23 protein-coding genes and 1 pseudogene are annotated in these 25,005 nt (G+C 58.6%); 14 read left to right on the top strand and 10 right to left on the bottom strand.

Going from position 1 to position 25,005, the window contains the following annotated elements; translation table 11 throughout:
• Window positions 1–105 precede the first annotated feature (105 nt).
• The 8 genes from HBO23_RS27820 (at window position 106) to HBO23_RS27785 (ending at window position 7,923) form a co-directional block, all read left to right on the top strand.
• On the top strand, window positions 106–486 hold the full coding sequence (locus HBO23_RS27820; RefSeq protein ID WP_017135414.1) for a response regulator: 381 nt from the start codon (window positions 106–108) through the stop codon (window positions 484–486).
• 194 nt (window positions 487–680) lie between these two features.
• Complete coding sequence (locus HBO23_RS27815; protein WP_169988409.1) at window positions 681–1,295, top strand: biliverdin-producing heme oxygenase; 615 nt, start codon at window positions 681–683, stop codon at window positions 1,293–1,295.
• A complete protein-coding gene (locus HBO23_RS27810) occupies window positions 1,292–3,520 on the top strand; it encodes an ATP-binding protein (RefSeq protein ID WP_099549459.1) in 2,229 nt (742 codons plus the stop codon). The genes HBO23_RS27815 and HBO23_RS27810 overlap by 4 nt, the downstream gene beginning before the upstream one ends.
• A gap of 142 nt (window positions 3,521–3,662) precedes the next feature.
• Window positions 3,663–3,860, top strand: coding sequence for a hypothetical protein (locus HBO23_RS27805; RefSeq protein WP_170040543.1), 198 nt, complete (start codon window positions 3,663–3,665; stop codon window positions 3,858–3,860).
• 108 nt (window positions 3,861–3,968) lie between these two features.
• A complete protein-coding gene (locus HBO23_RS27800) occupies window positions 3,969–5,867 on the top strand; it encodes an alkaline phosphatase D family protein (RefSeq protein ID WP_170040541.1) in 1,899 nt (632 codons plus the stop codon).
• A 191-nt stretch (window positions 5,868–6,058) separates the two neighbouring features.
• Entirely contained in the window at window positions 6,059–6,400 is a 342-nt protein-coding gene (locus HBO23_RS27795; protein WP_017135409.1) for a type II toxin-antitoxin system RelE/ParE family toxin, read from the top strand.
• A 10-nt stretch (window positions 6,401–6,410) separates the two neighbouring features.
• The gene (locus tag HBO23_RS27790) at window positions 6,411–6,719 is read left to right on the top strand and encodes an XRE family transcriptional regulator (protein ID WP_017135408.1); all 309 of its coding nucleotides are present in this window, start codon (window positions 6,411–6,413) and stop codon (window positions 6,717–6,719) included.
• 190 nt (window positions 6,720–6,909) lie between these two features.
• Entirely contained in the window at window positions 6,910–7,923 is a 1,014-nt protein-coding gene (locus HBO23_RS27785) for a sensor domain-containing diguanylate cyclase (protein ID WP_170040539.1), read from the top strand.
• A gap of 331 nt (window positions 7,924–8,254) precedes the next feature.
• Here HBO23_RS27785 and HBO23_RS27780 read toward each other — a convergent pair whose 3' ends face one another.
• On the bottom strand, window positions 8,255–9,271 hold the full coding sequence (locus HBO23_RS27780) for an amino acid ABC transporter substrate-binding protein (RefSeq protein WP_170040537.1): 1,017 nt from the start codon (window positions 9,269–9,271) through the stop codon (window positions 8,255–8,257).
• A 223-nt stretch (window positions 9,272–9,494) separates the two neighbouring features.
• Here HBO23_RS27780 and HBO23_RS27775 point away from each other — a divergent pair, with 223 nt between their 5' ends.
• Window positions 9,495–10,745, top strand: coding sequence for an aspartate aminotransferase family protein (locus tag HBO23_RS27775; RefSeq protein ID WP_170040536.1), 1,251 nt, complete (start codon window positions 9,495–9,497; stop codon window positions 10,743–10,745).
• On the opposite strand, the gene HBO23_RS27770 is transcribed toward HBO23_RS27775, so the two are convergent.
• The gene (locus HBO23_RS27770) at window positions 10,742–12,757 is read right to left on the bottom strand and encodes a c-type cytochrome (RefSeq protein ID WP_170040534.1); all 2,016 of its coding nucleotides are present in this window, start codon (window positions 12,755–12,757) and stop codon (window positions 10,742–10,744) included. The two genes, HBO23_RS27775 and HBO23_RS27770, sit on opposite strands and share 4 nt — an antisense overlap.
• Before the next feature lie 199 nt (window positions 12,758–12,956).
• Here HBO23_RS27770 and HBO23_RS27765 point away from each other — a divergent pair, with 199 nt between their 5' ends.
• Window positions 12,957–13,460: a DUF6622 family protein gene (locus tag HBO23_RS27765; protein WP_170040532.1), complete on the top strand. Its 504-nt coding sequence runs from the start codon at window positions 12,957–12,959 to the stop codon at window positions 13,458–13,460.
• A gap of 71 nt (window positions 13,461–13,531) precedes the next feature.
• Complete coding sequence (locus HBO23_RS27760; RefSeq protein ID WP_017135403.1) at window positions 13,532–14,251, top strand: hypothetical protein; 720 nt, start codon at window positions 13,532–13,534, stop codon at window positions 14,249–14,251.
• 117 nt (window positions 14,252–14,368) lie between these two features.
• Here HBO23_RS27760 and HBO23_RS27755 read toward each other — a convergent pair whose 3' ends face one another.
• Both HBO23_RS27755 and HBO23_RS27750 read right to left on the bottom strand, forming a co-directional pair.
• Window positions 14,369–15,448, bottom strand: coding sequence for a pyridoxal phosphate-dependent aminotransferase (locus HBO23_RS27755; protein WP_170040530.1), 1,080 nt, complete (start codon window positions 15,446–15,448; stop codon window positions 14,369–14,371).
• Between the two features lie 96 nt (window positions 15,449–15,544).
• Window positions 15,545–16,900, bottom strand: a complete 1,356-nt coding sequence (locus tag HBO23_RS27750; protein WP_170040528.1) for a serine hydroxymethyltransferase — start codon at window positions 16,898–16,900, stop codon at window positions 15,545–15,547.
• 274 nt (window positions 16,901–17,174) lie between these two features.
• Between HBO23_RS27750 and HBO23_RS27745 the strand changes: the two genes are divergently transcribed.
• Together HBO23_RS27745 and HBO23_RS27740 are read left to right on the top strand one after the other, a co-directional pair.
• Window positions 17,175–17,780, top strand: a complete 606-nt coding sequence (locus HBO23_RS27745) for a helix-turn-helix transcriptional regulator (protein WP_170040526.1) — start codon at window positions 17,175–17,177, stop codon at window positions 17,778–17,780.
• Window positions 17,767–18,645, top strand: a complete 879-nt coding sequence (locus HBO23_RS27740; protein ID WP_017135067.1) for a queuosine precursor transporter — start codon at window positions 17,767–17,769, stop codon at window positions 18,643–18,645. The genes HBO23_RS27745 and HBO23_RS27740 overlap by 14 nt, the downstream gene beginning before the upstream one ends.
• 125 nt (window positions 18,646–18,770) lie before the next feature.
• Here HBO23_RS27740 and queC read toward each other — a convergent pair whose 3' ends face one another.
• The 6 genes from queC to cyoA form a co-directional block, all read right to left on the bottom strand.
• A complete protein-coding gene (queC, locus tag HBO23_RS27735; protein ID WP_017135068.1) occupies window positions 18,771–19,469 on the bottom strand; it encodes a 7-cyano-7-deazaguanine synthase QueC in 699 nt (232 codons plus the stop codon).
• Window positions 19,470–19,572: 103 nt separating this feature from the next.
• Window positions 19,573–20,460: a heme o synthase gene (gene cyoE / locus HBO23_RS27730; RefSeq protein ID WP_017135069.1), complete on the bottom strand. Its 888-nt coding sequence runs from the start codon at window positions 20,458–20,460 to the stop codon at window positions 19,573–19,575.
• Between the two features lie 11 nt (window positions 20,461–20,471).
• A complete protein-coding gene (gene cyoD / locus HBO23_RS27725; protein ID WP_010206434.1) occupies window positions 20,472–20,813 on the bottom strand; it encodes a cytochrome o ubiquinol oxidase subunit IV in 342 nt (113 codons plus the stop codon).
• Complete coding sequence (locus HBO23_RS27720; RefSeq protein ID WP_010206435.1) at window positions 20,813–21,439, bottom strand: cytochrome o ubiquinol oxidase subunit III; 627 nt, start codon at window positions 21,437–21,439, stop codon at window positions 20,813–20,815. The genes cyoD and HBO23_RS27720 overlap by 1 nt, the downstream gene beginning before the upstream one ends.
• Before the next feature lie 3 nt (window positions 21,440–21,442).
• Window positions 21,443–23,461, bottom strand: a complete 2,019-nt coding sequence (cyoB, locus tag HBO23_RS27715) for a cytochrome o ubiquinol oxidase subunit I (RefSeq protein WP_017135070.1) — start codon at window positions 23,459–23,461, stop codon at window positions 21,443–21,445.
• A gap of 3 nt (window positions 23,462–23,464) precedes the next feature.
• A complete protein-coding gene (gene cyoA, locus HBO23_RS27710; RefSeq protein ID WP_026013527.1) occupies window positions 23,465–24,406 on the bottom strand; it encodes a ubiquinol oxidase subunit II in 942 nt (313 codons plus the stop codon).
• 27 nt (window positions 24,407–24,433) lie between these two features.
• Here cyoA and HBO23_RS34120 point away from each other — a divergent pair.
• A pseudogene (locus tag HBO23_RS34120) lies at window positions 24,434–24,725 on the top strand (hypothetical protein).
• Window positions 24,726–25,005 lie beyond the last annotated feature (280 nt).

Here is a 25,005-nt window from a genome sequence, read left to right as displayed (position 1 = left end):
GCGACCGCTCTAAAACGACCACCCATCGTTTAAAAAACATCCAATCGAACCTATTCAGCCAGCGCCTACTCCACCCTACTGAACCCTGATGGTGGAGTAAGGATCATGGCTCAGCCATCGATTTTGGTATTGGAAGACGACGAAATCATTCGTGCGTTAATGGTGGATGTATTGGAGGACTTCGGGGCTCATGTGACGTCGTTTCCTTCGGCTGATGAAGGCATGATTTACCTGGAACGCGGCGATGATCCGGTAGACCTGATCGTCAGTGATATCCAGATGCCGGGGTTACTCAATGGCTATGACTTGAGCAAAGTGGTCGCGCATCGCTGGCCGTCGGTGCCGGTGGTGCTGACCTCGGGCAATACCAAGCTGGCGGCGCAACTCGGCGGCTCTGTACGTTTTTTACCCAAGCCCTGGAGTGCAGAGCACTTGGTTGAGTGCGTGCAAACCGCACTGACCCAGCAAGGCGCCTCCATGCACTAATAGCGTCGCGACATCACTTAAACCGAACTTGCTGCAGTGCCCTGTGGTCATTTATTACGCAAGGAGCGACTTTTCTGATCCGCCGGTCAGGCTTTTCGCCTTGTGCGTACAGTTGACGGCAATGACTTGTGTAGAATCGTCGCCCATTTCACGCGTCATTCATGGCCTTAAGGCCCACAGTTCGAGCTTATTGAATGCATTCACAGGCCCATGACGTTAGTGCGCCCTCATTGCTGGAAGCGTTGCGCACAGGCACGGGTTTGCTGCATGTGGCGTTGGAAAAGCGCTTGCCGTTTTTCTCCGATCAGTTGGATGCTGGCGGGTATCGGCGCTTGCTCCAGGCGTACTACGGGTTTTATGGGCCGATGGAAGCAGCGCTGTACGCCAGTGGCTTGATCCCCGACGGGTATGACGCTGTACTGCGTGTGAAAACCCCCACACTGCTGGGCGACTTGCGCGCCCTTGGCTTGAATGATAACGCCATCAACGCCCTGCCCCGCTGCACCGAACACCCGACCTTCGACACCCCCGCGGCCTGCCTCGGTGCCCTGTATGTACTGGAAGGCGCCACGCTGGGCGGCCAAGTGCTGCGCCGGGAAATGGCCCGGCGCCTGGACATACACGCCGATAACGGCGGAGCGTTCCTTGATGTATACGGCGCCGAAACCGGTCGACGCTGGAAAGACTTTCTCGATTACCTGGGCCGCCTGCCGCTGGATGCTGACGCAAAACAGCGCGCGGTCGATGCGGCCCGCTCCACATTCAGTGGCTTCGAGCATTGGCTCGCCCGCCAGGAGGTACTGCTATGAAACCCGACGATTTTGAAGAGCTGCTTGCCAACTGTGCCGACGAACCGATTCGCTTCCCGGGCGCGATCCAGCCCCACGGTGTGCTGTTGACGTTGTCGGAGCCTGAGCTGCGCATCACTCAGGTCAGCGCCAACGTGGCCAGCCTGTTCGGCCACGCACCCGAAGCGCTGTTGGGCCAACCGCTGCACCAGTTAATTGGCGTTGAACCTGCCCAAGCCGTGCAATCGATCGCCGAAAACAACGCGTTTCTCGACGCGCCGGCGCTGCATGTCACGCTCAATGGTGCGCCATTTGAAGGCTTGCTGCATCGCCATCAAAACGTGCTGGTGCTGGAATTTGAGCCGCGCCTTGAAGATTTCAAACCTCGCGCCCTGAATGGTCGCACCAGTGACCTGGGCAAGATGCTGCAACGCTTGCAGTCGGCGAAAACCCTGCAAGCGCTGTACGAGATCAGCGTGACTGAAATCCAGGCCATGACCGGTTACGACCGGGTGCTGATCTATCGCTTCGAAGAAGAAGGCCACGGCCAGGTGATTGCCGAAGCGTCGGCGCCGTCCATGGAGCTGTTCAACGGGCTGTTCTTCCCCGCGTCCGACATTCCCGAGCAGGCCCGCGAGCTGTACCGCACCAACTGGCTGCGCATCATCCCGAATGCTGCCTACGAGCCGGTGCCGCTGCTGCCCAAGCTGCGTCCGGGCACTGACCAGCCGCTGGACTTGAGCTTTGCCACCTTGCGCAGCGTGTCGCCGATTCACTGCCAATACATGCAGAACATGGGCGTGCTGTCGTCCATGAGCATCTCGTTGATGGCCGGCGACAAGCTATGGGGCTTGATCAGTTGCGGCAACCGCGAGCCCTTGCTGGTGCCCAACGACCTGCGTGTTGCTTGCCAGACCATCGGCCAGGTGCTGTCGCTGCAGATCAGCGCCATGGAAGCCCTGGACTTGAGCCGCCAGCGCGAAGAAAAAGTCGAAGCCCTGGCATTGCTGGACCGCGCGATGAAAGCCTCGGAGCAAAACGTCTTCGATGGCCTGGCCCAGCAGCCGCAGGTGCTGATGGACCTGACCCTGTCGGGCGGCGTGGCGATCATCGAAGACAAACAACTGCACCGTTACGGCAATTGCCCCGAGCCTGCGCAGATCCGTGCGCTGCACAAATGGCTGCAAGAAAGCGACGAGCCGGTGTTTTCCAGTCACAACCTGGTCTCGGTATACCCGCCTGCCGCCGAGTTCCAGCAAGTGGCCAGTGGCGTTCTGGCCATGAGCCTGCCCAAGCCTGTGGATAACGGCGTGTTGTGGTTTCGCCCGGAAGTCAAAGAGAACATCAACTGGAGCGGTGACCCGAACAAGCCGCTGAACCTGGAAACCTCCGACGCTGGTTTGCGCCTGCGCCCACGCACCTCGTTTGAAATCTGGAAAGTCGAGATGGCCGGTATCTCCACCAAGTGGAGCCACGGCGACCGGTTTGCCGCCAACGACCTGCGCCGTTCCGCCCTGGAAAATGACCTGGCCCGCCAAGTGTTGCGCGAGCAGCAAGCCGTGCGCGCCCGTGATGAACTGGTGGCGGTGGTGTCCCACGACCTGCGCAACCCGATGACGGTCATCTCGATGCTCTGCGGCATGATGCAGAAAGCCTTCAGCTCCGACGGCCCACATACCTCACGGCGAATTTCCTCGGCCATCGACACCATGCAACAGGCCGCCGGGCGTATGAATGTGCTGCTGGAAGACCTGCTCGACACCTCGAAAATCGAGGCCGGGCGTTATGTGGTCAAGCCGGTGTCGTTGGACGTCAGCCAGATGTTCGAAGAGGCCTATTCGCTGCTCGCACCGTTGGCGATGGAGAAAGGCATCGACTTGTCGTTCAACGCCGAGCCCGGCCTGCTGATCCATGCCGACCCGGAGCGCCTGTTCCAGGTGCTGTCGAACCTGATCGGCAATGCCATCAAGTTCACCCCGCGCCAGGGCAATATCGGCATCAGCGCCATGAGCAATGGTGAAGATATCGTGTTTTCGGTGCGCGACTCCGGCGAAGGCATTGCGCCTGAGCAGTTGCCCCATGTGTTTGATCGCTACTGGACCCAGACCGAAAACAACCCCACCGGCAGCGGCTTGGGGCTGTATATCACCCAAGGTATCGTGCAGGCCCACGGCGGGCGGATTGAGGCTGAGAGTGAGTTGGGGCGTGGCAGTGAGTTCAGGTTTACGGTACCCAAGTCTGTCTGAAACGCATTCAGTCCTACGGATATTAAACATGCAGAAACCCATGGCCGGGAACGTTAACCCGGCCAGTGCCACTGAGTGGGTGCGCAGTCAAAGGGAGTATTGATGCGAGAACATCCCTCCAATTGAGCAAGAGGTTTTTCCCATGAGTATCGTCCACATGCTGCCCGGCTTTCAGTTCAACATAGCTTTCCAACTGGCCAACCAAATGGCTGAAATCGCCACCCAGTCCGCTGAAAAGCCCTCACGTCCTGACAGTAACCCCATGATGCAAAACGCACCGCCCAAGCCCAAGCCTTATCGAACGTCCCTGGAATCCCTGGGGCAAGGCCATCTGCTCTAACACAACAAGGGTAATCGGCTGCAAGGTATCTGCGGCACGCCTTTAACAAAACGCTGACATCCTCTGCGTTACCCTTTTAAGTCCTACCTTGTATGAGCTGCTTGCTTCATGCCGCCATCCGACACACTGCCCGCCGTCATTGCCGGCCCACTGCTCAGGCGCCTGGAACCCCAGCGTCTGGTGATCTGGCTGGTGGGCAGCCGTGTCCTGCCATTGTGCTTAAAGCTGCAAGTGCCTCAAGGCCAAACGCTGACGATCGATCTGGACACCCAGCAGTGCCAAGTCGTGCCCGTTGGACGCCACGCCTTTATCCACCTGATCGACGTTTCCCTGAGCGAAGCCCTGCCGCTGGACGTGAGCATCGACTACGACCTGCTGGTCGACGGCTGTGGCATTGCGCAATGGGCGCCGCACCTGCTGTATGCCGATGCTCCATCGGCGAATTTCGTAGTGCATAGCCGCATCCACCAGTTGGTGCATGGTTCCTGCCGCAAACCCCATCACCACGCCGATGACGGTTTGCTGTGCGTCGACCGCCTGCTGGCTGACGCGCGCACACCGGCCGAGCGCCCGGCGCTGCTGATGATGAGCGGTGACCAGGTCTACGCCGATGATGTGGCCGGCCCCATGCTGCGCGCGATTCATGCGCTGATCGCACGCCTGGCGTTGTTCGACGAATACCTGGAAGGCGCCGTGGTGGATGACAGCGCCAGCCTCTACGGGCATCGCGCCAGCTATTACCACCGCGCAGATCTGCTGCCCGCACTGGACAGCAACGAGACCCTGCGCGAACGGTTTTTCGGCGGTGTGAAAAAACCGATCTTTACCAGCAGCACCGCCGACAACCACCTGGTGACCTTTGCCGAAGTACTGGCGATGTACCTGTTGGTGTGGTCGCCCACGCCCTGGACGTTGATCACGCCACAGCCGCCATCATTAAGCACGCCGGAACACCTGCGCTACGACCACGAGCAAGTGCAGGTCGATCGGTTCCGTGACGGCCTGCCCGGCGTTGCGCGGGTCTTCGCGCACCTGTCGACGCTGATGATTTTTGACGATCACGACATCACCGACGACTGGAACCTCAGCGCGCAATGGGAGGCCACCGCCTACGGCCATCCATTCTCCAAACGCATCATCGGCAATGCCCTGCTCGCTTATATGCTGTGCCAGGGCTGGGGCAACCAGCCAGATGTGTTTGGCAAACTGTTGGAACACACCCAGGCGCTGACCGCCAACGTTCAAGACAACCACTTGCACGCCAGTGCCCACGATGAATTAGTGCAAACCCTGCTGAAATTCCAGCACTGGCATTACGTGCTGCCCACCACGCCCGCACTGGTGGTGCTCGACACTCGCACCCGGCGCTGGCGCAGTGAGTTTGCGCTCAAGCAACCTTCCGGCCTGCTGGACTGGGAAGCGTTGAGCGAACTGCAGCAGGCCCTGCTGGACCACCCGTCGGCCATCATCGTGTCGCCCGCGCCGATCTTCGGCGTCAAGCTGATCGAGACGGTGCAGAAGGTCTTCAGCTGGTGTGGCTACCCACTGCTGGTAGACGCCGAAAACTGGATGGCCCATCGCGGCGCCGCCCAGGTGATCCTGAATATCTTTCGCCACTCGCGCACGCCAGGTAACTACGTGATCCTGTCGGGCGATGTGCACTACTCGTTCGTCTATGAAGTGCTGATTCGCCACCGCAGCGCCGGCCCAAAAATCTGGCAGATCACCAGCAGCGGCATCAAGAACCAGTTCCCGGCGCGTTTGCTGGAATGGTTCGACCGCCTCAACCGCTGGCTCTACTCACCGCGCTCGCCCCTCAACGGTTTCACGCGCCGGCGCACCATGCAGGTAGTGCCGCATATCCCGGAACACGCCGAGGCGGGTGAACGGCTGTGGAATTCGGCGGGCATCGGCCAAGTGTTTTTCAATGCGCAGGGCCAGCCGGAGGGGATTTACCAGCACAACGCGGATGGCAAGCCGCGAACGCGCATGGTGGCGCCGAAGTGAGTTTTCTTACGCCTGGCAAACCAATCTCGCACATACCATTCAGAAAACTCACAACTCTTTATTTTTACTGATTTTTTTTGAAACGCTTCAACCTCAGCCACTCACAAAATAAGTGCCAGGCTCTGACCAATCTTCGCGAAAAGACCCTTCAATCGCTGATTGCCTTATGAACCTATTTTGGTGCACTCTCTGTGAACGACCTACCTCTCGTGTTGAACGTCGCATTTTACCGAACCGAGGCTGGCAACGAGCCCGTGCGTGAATGGCTGATGGAACTGCCCAGGGAATCAAAAAAGCTTATAGGCACTGACATAAAATCGGTCCAACTCGGATGGCCGCAAGGGATGCCGTTGGTTAGGAAGCTGGAGCATCGCCTTTGGGAGGTCCGAACCGATCTTGGTGAAAATGCTGCACGCGTCATTTTTACCTTGGTCGCCAGCCAGATGATTTTGCTGCACGGCTTTATTAAAAAGAGTCAGAAAACGCCTTCAGTCGACCTGAACACCGCCAGGCATCGCAAAAACAAGCTCTGAGGAACATTCCATGAATAAGCATATCGGCTCCAACTTTGATGATTTTCTCAGCGATGATGGGCTCATAGAAGAAGTCTCTGCCGGAGCGTTGAAGCGTGTTATTGCCTGGCAATTGGCAGAGGCGATGAAGGTGCAGAAGGTCAGCAAGAAAGCGCTGGCCGAACGTATGCATACCAGCCGCACCGCCGTCGATCGAGCGCTGGACCAAAACGACGCGGGCATGACGCTGTCCACCCTGGCCAGTGCGGCAAGGGCTCTGGGTCAACATGTCGAAATACGCCTCGTATCGAACACGCAAGCAAGGCCCGCCAGGGCGTGAAAGCTCGTGCCAGGCGAGCACAACGTATGTCGCCCCACCTGCTGATTAATGGCCTATCGCCACACCACTAAAGCAGCACACTCATCCTATTCAAAGCGCGCAAGCCGCGATGTAGAGTAACCTCAGCCACGGTGTACCGGCGTCAATGAAGACTGGCCTTGGAAGCCAGCACAGGCAGGGAAGTGCACAGATGAACGAGACATCCGGCAATAAACCGCTACGCAATAACTTTTCCGAACTCAACGCCGACATGTTGCATGCGGTGATGGAACTGGTCAGCGACGGCATCTGGGACTGGAATGCCAACACGGGTTTCGTGTACCGCAGCCCCGGCTGGTACATGATGCTTGGCTACCCCCGCCACTCCCTGGAGAACAGCGTGTTCACCTGGGAGAACGTGATCCACTCCGAAGATTATCCACGCGTCATGGCCGTATTTGATGACTACATCAGCCAACGCGCGCCCCATTACCAGGCCGAGTATCGTTGCCGCAAGGCTGACGGCACTTACTTGTGGATCGAAGACCGTGGCTACGTCATTGCACGTAACCCCGACAACTCAGTGGCACGCATGGTCGGCGCACACCGCGATATCCATACACGCAAAATCTCCATCGAACAGCTGCAAAAGCGCAACCAGTCGCTGGAAGCGCTGGTGGCCGAGCGCACCCTTGAGTTGTCACGGGTCAATCAGCAACTGCAAATGCAGTTGGACGAGAACCGCTCCCTGGCCGAACAGGATGCCCTGACACGCATCGCCAACCGTTATCGCCTGGAAAAGGTGTTGCTGGAGGAGTGCGACCGTGCCGAGCGCTTCCGTGTACCACTGGCCTTGGTGGCCATGGATATCGATGACTTCAAGCCGATCAACGACAAACATGGTCATGGCGTCGGCGACCAGACCCTGGTGAACGTGGTAGACAGCCTGCAAGCTTGTATGCGCCAAGCCGACTTGCTCGCACGCTGGGGCGGCGATGAGTTTATGGTGATCCTGCCCAAAAGCAGCTTGGACACCGCCAGGCAATTGGCCGAACGTATCCGTCAGGCCATCGCCGAGATGCCCGCCGTGGGCGACTTCAAAGTCACCCTGAGCCTGGGCGTGGTGGAGCGGCGAATGGGCGAAACGCCCGCCGCCTTGATGGCACGTGCCGATCAAGCACTGTACCGGTCCAAAGCCGCCGGCAAGGATGTGGCCTCGGAGTGATGTGGGAGCTGGCTTGCCTGCGCTAGCCGTGTGTCAGTAACCGATGCACTCACAGGTAGGCCGTCATCGCAGCATAGATATCTACACATACCACGTCTGTGACAAGTGGGCTGTTGTGGCGAGCAGGCTTGTCCTGCGTTGGGCTGCGCAGCAGCCCCAAAAAACAGACGCAGAGTTCTTTCAGGAGTATCACGGTACCCGCACTGGGGCTGCTGCGCAGCCCAACGCGGGCAAGCCCGCTCGCCACAGAGGAATGTGGCGGCCTTAGAAAGTTGTGGAGATACCTGTGGCCATCGCAGGCAAGCCAGCTCCCACCTGAGGCAGTGCTGAGTCAACGCACCGGCGGTGCGTACTGGATGCCGCCATTGCTCCACAACGCATTGAGCCCGCGCTTGATCTTCAGCACGCTGCCCTGGCCGATATTGCGTTCGAACACTTCGTCGTAGTTGCCCACTTGCTTGACGATCTGCACCACCCAATCCTTGCGCAGCTTCAGGTCTTTGCCGTAATCGCCGTCGGCCCCGAGCAGCCGCGCAACGTCGGGGTTCTGAGTGGACTTGGCCTGCGCCTCGACATTCTGCGAGGTGATGCCCATTTCTTCGGCATTGAGCATGGCAAACAGGGTCCACTTGACGATGCTGAACCACTCATCGTCGCCCTTACGCACCAGCGGCCCCAACGGCTCTTTGGAGATCACCTCGGGCAGCACCACGAACTCATCCGGGTGGGCCATCTTGATGCGCTGGGCATACAGGCCCGACTGGTCGGTGGTGAGCACGTCGCAACGCCCGGCTTCCAGGCCCTTGGCGCTCTCGTCGGCGGTGTCGAAGGTGATCGGCGTGTACTTCATGCCGTGGGTACGAAAATAATCGGAAACGTTGAGTTCGGTGGTGGTGCCGGCCTGGATGCAGACGGTCGCGCCATCGAGTTGCTTGGCGGCGGTCACGCCCAACTTGTTGTTGACCAGAAAGCCGATGCCGTCGTAATAGGTCACGCCGGTAAACACCAGGCCCATGCCGGAATCGCGGGAGCTGGTCCAGGTGGTGTTGCGGGAGATCAGGTCGATTTCGCCCGATTGCAACGCGGTGAATCGCTCCTTGGCGGTCAACTGGGTGAACTTCACTTTTGAGGCATCGCCGAATACGGCGGCGGCAACAGCGTGGCACACGTCCACATCGAGGCCGGTCATCTTGCCCTGGCTGTCCGGCACGCCAAAGCCCGGCAGGCCGTCGCTGACGCCACACTGGATAAAGCCTTTTTTCTGGATCGCGTCCAGGGTCACGCCCGCGTGGGCACTGCCGGCAAGCGCCACGGCCGTGGCAGCGATAAGGGTTTTGAGGTGGTTCATGCGAGGCACTCCCTGTGAGTCTTTTATTATTCGGCGCCGCACTGCCCGCGCCGGTTTCTGAGGTTGCCCGGCAGTATTGTCAGGTTTGCAGCGCGGCCACAAACGACCTTTAGGCAACAGCTCCTTCCGATTTGGAATGACCCGGCGACTTTATTTCGTTTGCGGCAAAGCCGGGCGCGCGGCTTAGATAAATACACGCCCGCCACTGCCGAGTCCCCGATTCATGAGCCGCGAAAGCATCAGCCAGTCGATTTCCATCGTTCACCCCATCAGCCTCAGTCACGGTAAAAATGCCGAAGTCTGGGACACCACGGGCAAGCGCTATATCGATTTTGTCGGTGGCATTGGCGTGCTCAACCTCGGGCACTGTCACCCAGGCGTGGTGGAAGCGATTCGCGAACAAGCCACGCGGCTCACCCACTATGCCTTCAACGCCGCGCCGCATGCGCCCTACATCGAGCTGATGGATCGCCTTTGTGCGTTTATCCCGGTGGATTACGCGGTAAGCGGCATGCTCACCAACAGCGGCGCGGAAGCGGCGGAAAACGCCTTGAAAATCGTGCGCGGCGCCACCGGCCGCACGGCGGTGATCGCCTTTGACGGCGCCTTCCACGGCCGCACCCTGGCCACGCTTAACCTGAATGGCAAGGTGGCGCCCTACAAGCAAAAGGTCGGCGTACTACCCGGCCCGGTGTATCACCTGCCCTACCCCAGCGCCGATAACGGTGTGACCTGCGCCGAAGCCCTGAAGGCCATGGACCGTCTGTTCAGTGTGGAAATCGACGTCAACGATGTGGCCTGTTTCATCATCGAGCCGGTGCAGGGCGAAGGCGGCTTTCTGGCCCTGGACATCGAGTTCGCCCAGGCCCTGCGCCGCTTCTGTGATGATAAAAACATCCTGCTGATTGTCGATGAAATCCAGTCCGGCTTCGGGCGTACCGGCCAGCGTTTTGCCTTCTCGCGCCTGGGCATCGAGCCGGATCTGATCCTGCTCGGCAAAAGCATCGCCGGTGGCGTGCCATTGGGCGCGGTGGTCGGGCGCAAGGCGCTGCTCGACAACTTGCCCAAAGGCGGCCTCGGTGGCACCTATTCCGGAAACCCAATTGCCTGCGCGGCTGCTTTGGCAACATTGGATGCGATGACCGACGCGCAATTGAAAACCTGGGGGTCACAGCAGGAAGCCGCCATCGTTCGCCGTTATGCCGCCTGGCGCGAGCAACAGCTGTCGCCCTATCTGGGCCGCCTGACCGGCGTGGGTGCCATGCGCGGCATCGAGCTGGCCCATGCCGACGGCACGCCCGCTCCCCAGCAACTGACCCAACTGCTCAGCCTGGCACGCGATGCCGGCTTGCTGCTGATGCCCAGCGGCAAGTCGCGGCATATCATCCGCCTGCTGGCACCGCTGACCACCGAGCCTGCGGTGCTGGAGCAAGGCCTGGATATTCTCGAGGCCTGCCTTAAGCAGTTGAACTAGTAGCGCGCATCCACGGGCTTGCCGCCGTTGGGCCAGTCTCTGACCTTGTCCGGAAAATCCGGGCGCGGTTGGCCAGAGAAATACGCCGCCACATCCACCGCTTCCTGGTCCGACAAACCGCCCTGCCCCAGCGGGAATTTTTCGTGGAAGCCGATCGGCATGTTGCGCTTCACAAACGCCGCCGCGGTGTAAGGCCGCGCCATACCAGCGCCGATATTGAACGACTGCTCGCCCCACAGTGGCGGATACACCAGCTCGCCGTCGGCACGCGCCAGGCCTTGGCCGTTATCGCCATGGCACACCGCGCATTGCTTGGCATACACCTGCTTGCCGTTGTCCAGGTCCGGCTTGATCGCCGGGTCGATCTTGCCCACGCCACGCCCGGCGACTTTATCTTCAGGGCGGGTGTTGTTTTTCATCCAGTCAAAGTAGGCGACCATCGCCTGCATATCCGCCGACTGCGGCGCCAGCGGCTTGCCGTTCATGGAACGGCGGAAACAGCCATTGATGCGCTCCTCCAGCGTGACCACCTTGCCCGCACGCGGCGCGTAACTGGGGAAGAACGCCGACACACCCACAAACGGCGAACCATCCGCCACGGTGCCGGCGTTGAGATGGCAACTGGTGCAGTTGAGCGAATTGCCGACGTTATCCGGCAGCAGCGCCTTGGTTTGCAGGTGCAGGCGCATGCCGCGGACAACCTGGTCGGCGTTGGGTGCGGCGAGCAAATTCGCCAGCCTTGGGGTTTCGAAGGCTGACGAATCGGTGGTGTCAGGGTTGAGTTGGTCACGCAGTTTCTTCACTTGGCCCGCATTGATTGGCGTGCCTTCGTTGCCCCAACGGGTGCGTACGAAAGTGAGAATTTCGGCGGTTTCCTGATCGGCCAGTCGGCTGAAACCGGGCATGGTGTAGACCCTTGGGTGGGCGGCGGTTTGCGCGGTTTCCCAGCCGGTCAGGGTGATATGCAACAGCGAAGTCGGGTTGTTCGAGGCAATGCTCGGGTTACCGGCCAAAGGTGGAAACAGGCCTTTTACGCCAGCGCCGTCACTGCGGTGGCAATCACTGCAAAACTGCATATAGCCCAGGCCGCCACGGCTGGTGAACAGGTCGGCTGGCGGTGCGGCCGGTGCTTGGGCGACCGCTGGCATTGGCAGATCATCTTTACCGGGCGGCAAGGATTTGAGGTAACTGGCGATGGCCGTGAGGTCGTCGTCACTGAAATGCTGGGTGCTGTGGTGGATCACATCGGCCATGTTGCCAGCGACCGTGGCAAAGCGGTTCTGCCCGGTCTTGAGCAGTTGCACGGTGTCTGGCACCGTCCACAGGTTGCGCAGGCTCAGGGCGCGCCAGTGCTCGACGGTTTCACCGGCCAGGTAATGCCGGCCGCTGCGGCCCGTATCGCTCATGGCTTTTTCCTGGAAGGCGATGCCCCGTGGCGTGTGGCACGAGCCGCAATGCCCCAGGCCCTGGACCAGGTAGGCACCACGGTTGAGCACCGCGCTACGCTGCGGGTCGGGTTGGAACGGCTGCTTGTCGAGAAAGGCAACATTCCACAGCGCCAGGCCCCAGCGCTGATTGAACGGGAAGCCCATGTCCGCCTCAAGGTTGGCCTGTCGCACCGGCTCCACGCCTTGCATCAGGTAGGCGTACAGGGCGCGCATGTCCTCTGCGCTCATCTTCGCGTAGGACGGATACGGCATCGCCGGGTAAAGGTTGATGCCCGCCGGCGTCACGCCTTCACGCATCACCTTGTCGAACTGCTCGAAGCTGTAATTACCGATACCAGTGTCGCGGTCCGGCGTGATGTTGCTCGAATAAATCGTGCCCATCGGCGTGCTCAGCTCCAGCCCGCCGGCCATCACCTGACCGTGCCTGGCGGTATGGCAGGCGATGCAGTCGCCCAGTTGGGCCACGTATTGACCCTGCTCGATTTGGGTTGGGGCGGCGTGCAGAGGTAGCGCAAGACACAGCGTCGCCCCCAGCAAGGCCAGGCGGGACAATGAAAAGGCCATTGCATTAATCCTTTAATAACCTGGCGTGGAGTAGCCCCCTCGGCGCAGGCCAGCGGTTGTTTTTATGGGTTCATCAGGCCTTTGTGTTGTAACGGGTTTTGCCGTGGAGGGTGTTGATGTGAGTCAGCGCCAAATCGATGGACAAAACGATGATGGCTCAACGACTATCAGCGCTTCCCGCCCCTGCAAGGAAGCACCCATGCTCGATATCCTCCAAGGCACGCCCGTGTGGGTGTACGCCATCTACCTGTGGATTTGTTATTACGGCATCAAGGCCTGCATGGGCGGGCGTGAGAATCGCCGCTCGCTGCTGATTTTGCCGGTGGTGCTGGTGGTGTGGTCGCTGATGTCGCTGGCGCCCTCGATCCTGTCGAGTGGTGCCTGGGTCGGTGGTGTGCTGGCAGGCTGGCTGATGGGGATGTTGCTGTTCAACGCCGATGGCGCCCGGCTCGATGCCAATGGCGAAACGCTGGTGCTGGCGGGTACCTGGAAAACCCTGTTGATCTCGCAGCTGTTCTTTGCGGTGAAATACTACTTCGGCTATCAGCAGGCCGTGCATCCGTTGCTGTTGAGCACACCTGAGATGTTGCTGGCCGTAGGCGGTGTGTCGGGGTTTACCGTTGGTCTGTTCTGCGGGCGGGCCGATCGATTGCAGCGGGCGCTGAGCGCCTTGCGCCGCGATAAGGGCAGTGTGCTGCCTTGACCTGACCTGCGTGGCCGCCGAAAATGCGCGACGCTTTTTTGTCTCCCGTTTACTGAAGTAGTGAAATTTCAATGCCTGATTCTTACACCGAACACGCCGCCGAAGAATCCGTAGTCGCCCTGCACTCGAAGGCCGAATACGAAAACGCCATCAATCTTTCACAGCATGTGCCTGCGGCCAAGATCATCAGCGAGATGGTGCTGGACGCGTTCCACACCTCCAAGGAAAGCGACCAGATCCGTGAACTGCGCGTGGCCATTCGCCAGGCCCATGACGCTTTCGACGACGACAAGGCCTACGACCTGATGGGCCAGCTCAAGCAACTCAAGGATGCCGAGGCGGCCGACAATATCGCCCTGGAAGACTTGAGCAGTAAGTTCTCGATCAGCCGCATCCTCTCCAGTTTCAAGGACGATCCCGAGTTTCAGGAGCTGGTCTACGGCCTGGCCCTCAAGGTGCTGAACCAGTCTCACCAGGCCATCAGCAACCCAAGCGCCGGCAAGGGCAAAGCTGCACGGGCCAAGAAAGAAGCCGAAGTGTTTGTGATCAGCAAGGATGGCATCAGCGTCACCCTGCCGCTGCGCACGCCGCGCTCCAAGCTCAACGTTGACCGCGAGGCGTTCGAGTTTTTGGGCTTCAGCTTTGTGGGTGAAGGTGATGAGGCTGAGCTTGAAACCGAGAGCTTTGTGGATAACGCCGGCGCCGAGCAGCCGTTGAGCCGCAAGAGTGTGATTACTGCGCTGCAGCAGCAGACGGCGTTTGATGGGTACAGCATCGCGCAGCAACAGTAACGCATTGCTCAAAAGGTGGGAGCTGGCTTGCCTGCGATAGCATCACCTCGGTTTGCCTGATAGACCGAGGTGCTGCTATCGCAGGCAAGCCAGCTCCCACATGGGTTTTGTGTTGCTTTAAAGACTCGCGAACACCTCGCGAAACCGCGCCATCTCCTGTTTGTTGCCCACCGTCACCCGCACCCACTGCGGCCAATCCTTCCACACCCGCCCGACCAATACGCCCTGTGCAGCCAGCTTCTCGATGATCTGTTCTGCCGGTTGCTTCACGTTAATCATGAAGCAATTACTTTGCGACGCGGTGCAGGCAAAACCACGCCCCTTTAGCCAAGCCACGGTTTCGTCACGCAGTTGGGCGTTGAGCGCCTTGCGTTGCGGCACCAGCTTGAGGTCTTCCAGGCTCGCCCGAGCACCGAGTAACGTGGACGCCGCCGGCACATTGTCGCCACCAAACACCGCCAGCCGTTCCAGCAACACCGGGTGGCCGATCGCCAGGCCCAGGCGCGCACCGGCCATGCCGTAGATTTTCGAGAAGGTGCGCAGCACCAGTAAGTCGTCGTGATCCTTGACCCAACTCACGCAGCTTTGTGCGTCGCAGAAGTCGATGTAGGCCTCGTCCACCACCAGCACGCAGCCTTTGGGTTTGTTCGCCAGCGCCTGGCGGATCGCTTCGGTGGGTGTCAGGGTGCCGGTCGGGTTGTTGGGGTTGCACAGGTACAGCATGCCCGCCTGAGGGTCGGCGGCAAGTATGGCCGGCACGTCATGGGCGTGGTCGGCATTGAGGCTCACTTCGTACACCGGTGCCTTCCATGACTCGGCGGCCTGACGCGGTACTTCATAGGACGGCGTGGCCATCACCAGACCACGGGCCTGACTGGTAAACGCCAGCACCGCGTAGCGCAGGGCGGCCATGGAGCCGGCGAATACAGCGACCTGTTCTTCGACAAGCCCCTGCGATTTGGCGAACTGTTCGGCCAAGCCGTACATGTAACCATAGGGGTACAGCCCGGAGAGGCCGATGCCACGCTGCATCGCCTCGCGGGCGGAGTCTGAGGGACCGTAGGGGCTTTCGTTGTAATTAAGCCGCACCGTGTCCGCCGGAGCCGCTGGCTGGCTGGCGACCGCCCAATCCAGGCGGCCCAGCACCGGCAGGGCCGCGCCAAAGGCGAGAAGAGACCGACGACTTACGCTGAACATGGCGCGACTCCTTGTAGACGGGTGATGGTTTCTCACGGTTCGTACAAAGAAGTATGACGAGAAGGCGCTCAGCTGATTTAGCCACCTGCGCCGTGATCAACCCTCCAGGTAGTCGGCGATCGGGTAATTCATGCACAGGGCCTCTACCGCTGTGCGCACCTGCTCGCGCACCTCAGGCCCAAGCCGATAGTCCTGTTCGCCCAGCGGGGTGGCGTTTTCCAACACCCGGCACACCAGCGCAATCACCTGGCGGCAACCCTCGGCGTCGAGTTCGCGTTGCGCCATGCAGCCGGTGCCAATACACAAACCGCTGGTGACCAACTTCGAGCGTGTCTCGCCTGGTACGCGATGCTTGCTCACCACAATGGCGCAAGACTCCAGGGCCGCCTCGGCGATGGCACCGGTCATGGCGCCCCGCAACCGGATCAGTACCGTATGGTTGTCACTGCGCCCGCCCACCACGTCGTAACCCTGGGCCGCAAACGCACTGGCCACCTCATCGGCAAGCGCACGACCACGCCCCATGCAGGCATCAAACTGCGCTGACTTCGCATACCCGAAGGCAGCCGCTTTTGCCGCGATCATATTGACCGCCGGCGCCCCTTGCATGCGCGGGAACACGGCTTGATCCAGCACACGGCTGAACGTCGACCGCAGGCCGGGCACCTTGGTCTCGGCGTCGCGGCCGCACAAAATCAACCCGCCCCGTGGGCCGCCCAATTGCTTGTGCGTGCAGGTGATGGTGACGTGTGCGGCGTTGATCGGGCTCGGGTGGCGCCCCGTCACCACCAACCCGGCAATAGCGGAAATATCCGCCAGCAGGATGGCGCCCGCCTCGTCGGCAATCGCGCGAAACCGCTCAAAATCCACCACCCTGGAGTAAGCACCCGCACCGCAAATAATGATGCGTGGGCGATGGGCCAGGGCCAGGCTGCGCACTTGCTCATAATCGATAAGGCCTTCGCCGGTGGTGCCGTAGCGGATAGCCTTGTAATAGGCCCCGGTGAACACCGCCGGGCTGCCAAGGGTGAGTTCGCCGCCATGGTCGTGGGCCATGCCCAGTAGCGTATCGCCCGGCTCAAGCAGCGCCGACAGCACTTGGGATATGGCATTGGACGCCGAATGAGGCTGCACGCCGGCGTAATGTGCATCGAACAACTCCCGCGCCCTGCGGATGGCCAGGGATTCCACTAAATCGACATTTTCGCAGCCGGTGCGATAGCGTTTGCCGGGCGTGCCTTCGGCGCTCACGTTGACCAGTGCAGAGGCGCAGGCCACCAGAGTGCGGGGCTTGACCGCGCAGGAAGAAGCCACCATTGAGAGGGTGCGATGCTGGCGAGTGACTTCAGCATCCAGCAGGCTGGCGAGTTCGAAGTCTTCTGCGCGCAGATCCGCCAGGCCACGACGCAGCAGGTCGGCCTGGTCTTTCAGAGGTACGGTATTGAATGCCATCAGTGCGGGTCCCTTCCTGGGCGTTGCGTGCCGGTCCGTCCTGAACCGAGAGGATCAATTAAACAGGAAATTAAACATTTTCCAAATCAAATGTTCATTTTCCAGACTCCAGCCCCATCAAAAGCACGCCCGCAGCGCATCCGGACTTTATTGTTAGGGCCGACGCATGCAACACTCCCGCCGCCGCAAAACCACAAGCGCCCCCGGAACGGGCGCTCCCTGCTGTGGTTGCGCAAACAACGGACGTTAACGACTAAAAGGAAGTGGTGAGCACGTGATACACAGACGCGAAAAAACCGAGCACTTGAAGAGCAACATCAAGTACTTGATCAAAAGCCGCGGCGAGACGCAGCTGTCGCTATCGAATGCCGCCGGCCTGACCAGGACCACCATCTACAACATCCTGGAAGGCAAGGTCGTCAACGTGCAGCAGTCCACTGTCCGCAAGATCTCGGACTTCTTCGGTGTTTCCTACGATGAAATCGAGACCCTCGATTTTGAAGCCAAGGAAATCATCGAGAGCAGTGTTTCCCCACAGGGCAACATGAACCCGGCCGCCGTGCCGGTGCTCAAGGAAAGTCTGGTGATCCAGAACCTGGACAAGCGCATTGGCGAGTTGGCCACCCTGTATCCGCTGACCTACTACTTCGGCTCTTCCTACAACCTGATCGGTGTGCGCCTGGAACGTGGCATTCCCGGTATCAACGAGCCGGGCGATTTGCTCATCGTGCAAAAAGGCACGTCAACGCTGGGCAAAGAAAAGCTGGTGTACGACCGGGCCATCCAAAAGATGTTTATCACCCTTGAAGCCTGCGTTGGCTCAGAGCGCCTGTGTGTAATCGGCGACATCATTGAGGAGCGCTTCAATGACAACGTATGAAGCGGGCATCGAAAACAGCAAATACAAGCTGCTGGGCTTTGAGAATGACAAGCGCCTGGCGGTGATCATGGTGATCGCCACCGGCAAGGTCATCAAGATGAAGCTGAGTGAAGTCATCAACAGCGAAATAATGGACAACCTCAATAAAATGGAAGTTAAGAACATGTACAAGAAGTTTTATTCACAGGGAGGGACGCTGACGGCCTACGATATAAACGACCGCAACGAAAACTCCTGGATGATCTACATCATCCTGAACCTGTTGCTGTTCACGTTTTATATCTTCACCAGCATTGCCGCGACCAAGCCTATTTACCTGGAGTCGATGGGCATCATCGTCACGCCAGGCACGTTTCTGTACCCGCTGACGTTTTTGATCGTGGATTTGCTCAACGAGCAATTCGGCCTGCGGCTGGCCAGACGTGCCATTTTGTTTGCGTTCGCCAGTAACGCGATGATCATCATCCTGCTCTACGGCTCGACGTTTCTGCCAGGGCTGCCCGGCTGGAAACTCGATGGCCCTTACAACGATGTGATCATTCAGGTGTCCTCGGTACTGGTCGCGTCCTCGGTCTCGTTCCTGGTGTCGGAGAACATAAACTCCTACTTGCTGTGCAAGATCAAGGAACTGACCAACTCCAAATACCTGTACCTGCGGATTTTCCTCAGTACGTTCTTTGCGGTGATTATCGACAGTTTCCTGTTCTGCTTTATTGCGTTCTATGGCGCGATGCAGACCAGCGACATCTTGAGCATGATCTACGTGCAGATCGCGATCAAAGTCGGCTTTGCGTTTTTTAATATCCTGCCGGCCTATGGCGCGCGTGCGTTGTTCAAACGCTGGATTACCGGTAGCGCAGCCTGATGTAATGCGCTCTAAATGTGGGAGCTGGCTTGCCTGCGATGCAGACAACTCGGTATGTCAGTGACATTCAGTTGATGCTATCGCAGGCAAGCCAGCTCCCACATGACCGAGTATGACTCCTACAACTAGCTCAGTTGCAACTTCTGCTTCAGGCTGCTCATCACACCCGCCTTGTCCTGCAAATACTCATTCAAGCCCCGAGCCCGCAGGTTGCATGCATCGCAATTACCGCAGCCGGTGCCAATGATGCCGTTGTAGCAAGTCAGGGTCTGGTGCTGAACCAGGTCCAGTTGCTGGTGGTAATCTGCCAAAGCCCAGGTCTCAGCCTTGTTCAGCCACATCAACGGCGTGTCCAGGCGCAGCTTGTAATCCATGCCCAGTTCAAGCGCCGTGTTCAGCGCTTTGACAAAGTCATCGCGGCAATCGGGGTAACCCGAGAAGTCGGTCTCGCAGACACCGGTAATCACGCTTTCAGCTTTGACCTGATAGGCGTAGATCGCCGCCAGGGTCAGAAACAGAATATTGCGCCCCGGCACAAAAGTACTCGGCAGGCTTTCGCCCGAGCTGTTCACGGTCGGCACCGGAATGTTGTCGCGGGTCAGGCTGCTGATCGCCAGCTCGTTGAGCAGCGACACGTCCATCACTTTGTGAACGGTGGCGCCCAACTGCTTGGCCAACTTCTGCGCGACTTCAACTTCGGCCACATGGCGCTGGCCATAATCGAAGGTAATGCAGTGCACTTCGTCATACTGCCCCAGCGCCTGGATCAGGCAGGTGGTCGAGTCCTGCCCGCCACTGAATACCATCACGGCTTTTTTAGTCATCACGTTGCTTCCTGCATTTGTAGAATGTGGGAATAGTTTAAAGGCCACTCAATAAAAAGCCCCGCGCTTCTTGCGAAGGCGGGGCTTTTTGTTGCTCGGTGACTCAGTGTGCGTAGGTCAGCAACAGCTCTTTCGGCACTTGGAAATCCAGGGACATCATCACGCTGAGCGCGGTGATGGTGAAGATCGAGAACACGAACAGCTTGCGCGCCCAGACGGTGTCATCCACCGCCTTGTAGCCGGTCCAGGCCATGTACAACCAGTACATGCCCATGGCGGCGGCGACGGCGAGGTAGCTCATGCCGGCATAGCCACTGAAGGTCAACATCAAGGTCGCCACGAGGAAGGCCAGGATGTAGAGCAGGATGTGTTTCTTGGCCACCTGAATGCCACGTTTAACCGGCAGAACCGGAATCGACGCAGCCAGGTAGTCATTGAAGCGGAAGATCGCGATGGCATAGGAGTGCGGCATCTGCCACAGGCTGAACATCACCAGCAGCACCAGCGCAGCCATGTCGAAGCTATTGGTTACAGCCACATAACCAATCACCGGCGGCATCGCCCCCGACAGACTGCCCACCAGCGTGCCGTGAACCGACTTGCGCTTGAGGTACAGACTGTAAAGGCCGACGTAGATAACAAAACCGATCACGGCAAACAGCGCCGCCAACGGGTTAGCCACCTTGTACAACAGGGCTACACCGGCAACACCCAGGACGGTCGCGTAGATCAGTGCCAGTTTCAGGGAGATAAGGCCCTGCACCAGCACACGATTCTTGGTGCGTTCCATCTTCAAGTCGATGTCACGGTCGATGCAGTTGTTGAACACACAACCGGAAGCTACCACCAGGGACGTGCCGATCATCGCAGCCAGAAAAATGGCCAGATCGACATGCCCCTTGGAGGCCAGGAAGAAACCGCCTGCCACAGAAAGCACGTTACCGAAAATGATCCCCGGTTTGGTGATTTGGATAAAGTGCTTAAGCGACATCGGGTCTTACCTCACTTCGCCATCATGAACGTATGGATGCTGAACATGATCCATATCGACAGGCCAACCAGCAGCAGGATCACAAGACCTGCGAACACGAACGCAATCACGTTATCGCGCTGCTCTTTCGAGCGATCCAGGTGCAGGAAGTACACCAGGTGAACCAGAACCTGAATCACCGCAAACGCCAGGACGATCATCAAGGTGATCGACTTCGGCAAGGTTGGGTACATCACCAGGCCGAACGGGATCAGGGTCAGGATGACCGACAGGATGAAGCCGATAGCGTAAGACTTTACGCTGCCGTGGCTCGCATCATGGCTGTCATGGTCATGGGAGTGTGCATTAGCCATTACAGAGTCCCCATCAAGTAAACGACGGTGAATACGCAGATCCAGACCACGTCCAGGAAGTGCCAGAACAGGCTCAGGCAGCTCAGGCGAGTCTTGTTGGTGTTGGTCAGGCCGTGCTTATTGACCTGATACATCATCACCGCCATCCACAGCAGGCCGGCAGTTACGTGCAGACCGTGGGTGCCTACCAGCGTGAAGAACGCGGACAGGAAGCCGGAACGGTGCGGGCCGTAGCCTTCGGAGATCAGCAGGTGGAACTCGTTGATCTCCATGCCGATGAAGCCCAGGCCGAACAGGAAGGTCAGTGCCAACCAGCTCAGTACGCCTTTCTTGTTGCCCTTGTAGAAGGCCAACATGGCGAAACCGTAGGTGATCGAACTGAACAACAGCAAGGCGGTTTCGCCGAGCACGTAAGGCAGTTCGAAGATGTCGTGGCCCGACGGGCCACCCGCTACGTTGTTTACCAGTACCGCGTACACCGCGAAGATCGACGCAAACAAGATGCAGTCGGTCATCAGGTAGAGCCAGAAACCGAATACGGTCATTGGCCCCGAGTCGTGGTGATGGTCATCGTGCCCATGGTCATCGACATGGGCGTGTCCAGCATTGGTCACTAAGTTCGACATGGTTTAAGCCTGTTCCAACGAGGTTTCTACACGGTTGGCCGGGATTTTCTTCTCGGCTACCAGGCGAGCGTGCTGCTCGGCTTCGATGCGTTCGATCGTCTCGACCGGCACCATGTAGCCTTGATCATCACGGGCAGCGTGAATGATGAAGTAACCGATAGTGCCTACCAGGCCCACGATTGCCAGCCACCAGATGTGCCAGATCATCGCGAAACCGAACACGGTCAACAGCGCGCCCATCACCACGCCAGTGGCGGTGTTGTTCGGCATGTGGATCGGCTCGTAGTGCTTAGGACGCTGGTACGCAGTACCGTCTTCCTTGGCTTCGGTGAACGCATCAATGGTGTTCGCAGTAGGAATCACAGCGAAGTTGTAGAACGGCGGTGGCGACGAGGTCGACCATTCCAGGGTATGGCCATTCCATGGGTCACCGGAGTCGCAAGCGTTCTGCTTACGGTCACGGATGCTCACGTACAGCTGGATCAGCTGGCAGGCAATACCGGCAGCAATCATCAACGCACCGAACATGGCGACGTACAGGTACGGCACCCACTCAGGGTTGGTAGTGGCGTTCAGACGACGGGTCATGCCCATGAAGCCCAGCGCGTAGAGCGGCATGAACGCGACGAAGAAGCCCGAGATCCAGAACCAGAATGCAGCCTTGCCCCAACCTTCGTGCAGCTTGAAGCCGAACGCTTTCGGGAAGTAGAAGCTGAAACCTGCGATGTAGCCGAATACAGCACCACCGATGATCACGTTGTGGAAGTGCGCGATCACGAACAGGCTGTTGTGCAGTACGAAGTCAGCACCCGGAATGGCCAGCAGTACGCCGGTCATGCCGCCGATGGCGAAGGTCACCATGAAGCCCAGGGTCCACAGAACCTGGCTGGTGATACGCAGACGGCCGTGATAGATGGTGAATAGCCAGTTGAATAGCTTCACCCCCGTCGGGATCGAAATCAACATCGTCGCCAGGCCGAAGAAGGCGTTGACGCTGGCCCCCGAACCCATGGTGAAGAAGTGGTGCAGCCACACCATGAAGCCCAGTACAGAGATTGCGCCCGATGCATAAACCATCGAGTGGTGACCGAACAGGCGCTTGCCGGTAAAGGTCGAGATCACTTCAGAGAAGATACCGAACGCTGGCAGGATCAGGATGTACACCTCAGGGTGACCCCATGCCCAGAACAGGTTCACGTACATCATTGGATTGCCACCAAGTTCATTGGTGAAAATGTGGAAATCCAGGTAACGGTCAAGCGACAGCAGCGCCATGGTAGCGGCCAGGATCGGAAACGAAGCCACGATCAGGACGTTGGCCCAGGTGCAGGTCCAGGTGAAGATCGGCATGTCCATCAGTTTCATGCCAGGGGCGCGCATTTTCAGGACGGTGGCCAGGAAGTTGACCCCCGTCAGTGTCGTCCCAAGTCCTGATAACTGTAGCGCCCAGATGTAGTAGTCCACACCCACGCCCGGACTGTACTGAATACCCGACAACGGCGGATACGCAACCCAGCCGGTCTTGGCGAATTCGCCGACGCCCAGGGACAGGTTGATCAGCACCACGCCGGAAACCAGCAGCCAGAAGCTCAGGGAGTTCAGGAACGGGTAGGCAACGTCACGAGCACCGATCTGCAGCGGCAAGGCCAGGTTCATCAAGCCGGTGAAGAATGGCATCGCCATGAAGATGATCATGATCACACCGTGAGCGGTGAAGATCTGGTCATAGTGTTCAGGCGGCAGGTAGCCAGGCGAACCCTCGGTGGCCATGGCCAACTGGGTACGCATCATGATGGCGTCGGCAAAACCACGCAGCAGCATGACCATGGCAACGATGACGTACATGACACCGATTTTCTTGTGGTCGACAGACGTCAGCCACTCGGTCCACAGGTAGGTCCACTTCTTGAAATACGTGATTGCAGCAAACAGTGCCAGACCACCCAGCGCGATCATGGCGATGGTCACCATCACGATCGGCTCGTGGAACGGGACCGCATCCCAACTTAATTTACCAAACATCGTTTACTCCTCTGCCCCAGCAGTTGAATGCGAGCCCGTGTCAGAACCTTCAACCACGGCCACTTCTTTCTTCTCGTGCTTGACCGGCTTGCCTGGCTTCATACCTTCGTACTTGTCGACGATTTTCTGAAACAGGTCCGGCTCAAACGCGGAGTACAGAGCGACTGGGTTGTTCTGGCTTGGTTTGGTCAGGGCGTCGTATTCAGCTTGATCAAGCTGTTTAGGTGCGGCCTTGACTGCGGCTACCCAGGCGTTGAAGTCTTCCTGGCTCGTCGAGATCGCTTTGAATTTCATGCCGGTGAAGCCAGCGCCGCTGTAGTTCGCGGAGATGCCTTCCATTTCAGCTTTTTCGTTGGCGATCAGGTGCAGGCGAGTCTGCATGCCCGCCATCGCGTAGATCTGGCCGCCCAGTGCAGGGATGAAGAACGAGTTCATCACGGCATCGGAGGTGATCCGGAAATTAAGCGGAGTGTTCTCCGGGAACTGGATCTCGTTGACCGTGGCGATACCCAGGTCCGGGTAGATGAACAGCCACTTCCAGTCCAGCGCGACCACTTCGATATTGATCGGCTTGACGTTGGATTCCAGCGGACGGTACGGGTCCAGCTCGTGGGTCGACTTATAGGTGATGTAACCCAGGGCGATGATGATGAGGACCGGCACCAGCCACACGGCGATTTCGATCTTGGTGGAGTGCGACCACTTAGGCGCGTAGGTAGCGCTGGTGTTCGACGCGCGGTATTTCCAGGCGAAGGCGAAGGTCATGATGATCACAGGGACCACGACCAGCAGCATCAGCAGGGTAGCGGTGATGATCAGGTTTCGTTGATCCAGACCGATCTGTCCTTTTGGGTCCATCAAGGTCCACTTGCAGCCTCCCAGCATTAACAGCATGCCAATCAGCGGCAAAAAGCCTAGTAATCGGGGGTACCTGTTTTTACTCATCTCACGACCTCTAAAGCAGCTTGCGCAATGCAGTTGGGTTTTGATCGCCAACACTTCACCCTGCCAAGGGTTGGCATTTCTCTTCGATTGAATAAGAGCCTGCCCGTCACGCCATAACTGTACGTTTCACGGACCTGCGGTGAGTTCTTATTCGATTTCGTGGTTAAAGGCCTTGTTACAGACCAATTCCATTTGGTGCGGATAGTTGAAAGGCTGCCGGAACCTTGGGGTCGCACAGAGCCGTCCATCTGCCCCTCGACCGCTCCAGTGCTCAAATATTGAACAGCACCGGACATTCAGTGCGGGCGATTGTAGTTAGCTAGCGATGTATAAACCATGTCTTATAAAGAAATAATTTTTATCGATTACAGCAACAATCCTTCACTAATCCTGCAAAGGTTCGCGATCTTATCGTGTTCGATTCCCAACAAAAACCACAAAAATTGCCGTGTTATTGGGCACAACGCCACTTCCCTTACACCTTGTAAGGGCTTGCAAAACGGATCCAAGCCCCCATAAAACAAGGCATTCGGACATCACCCAATGGCTCGCACGGCGTGACATTCGCGGCATCGCCCAAACGATGAACTGACAGCACA

Origin of the sequence: Pseudomonas sp. WS 5532, from assembly GCF_012985445.1 — a bacterium.
In the GTDB taxonomy this organism is placed as follows: domain Bacteria; phylum Pseudomonadota; class Gammaproteobacteria; order Pseudomonadales; family Pseudomonadaceae; genus Aquipseudomonas; species Aquipseudomonas edaphica.
This window is presented reverse-complemented; position numbering and strand designations above follow the sequence as displayed.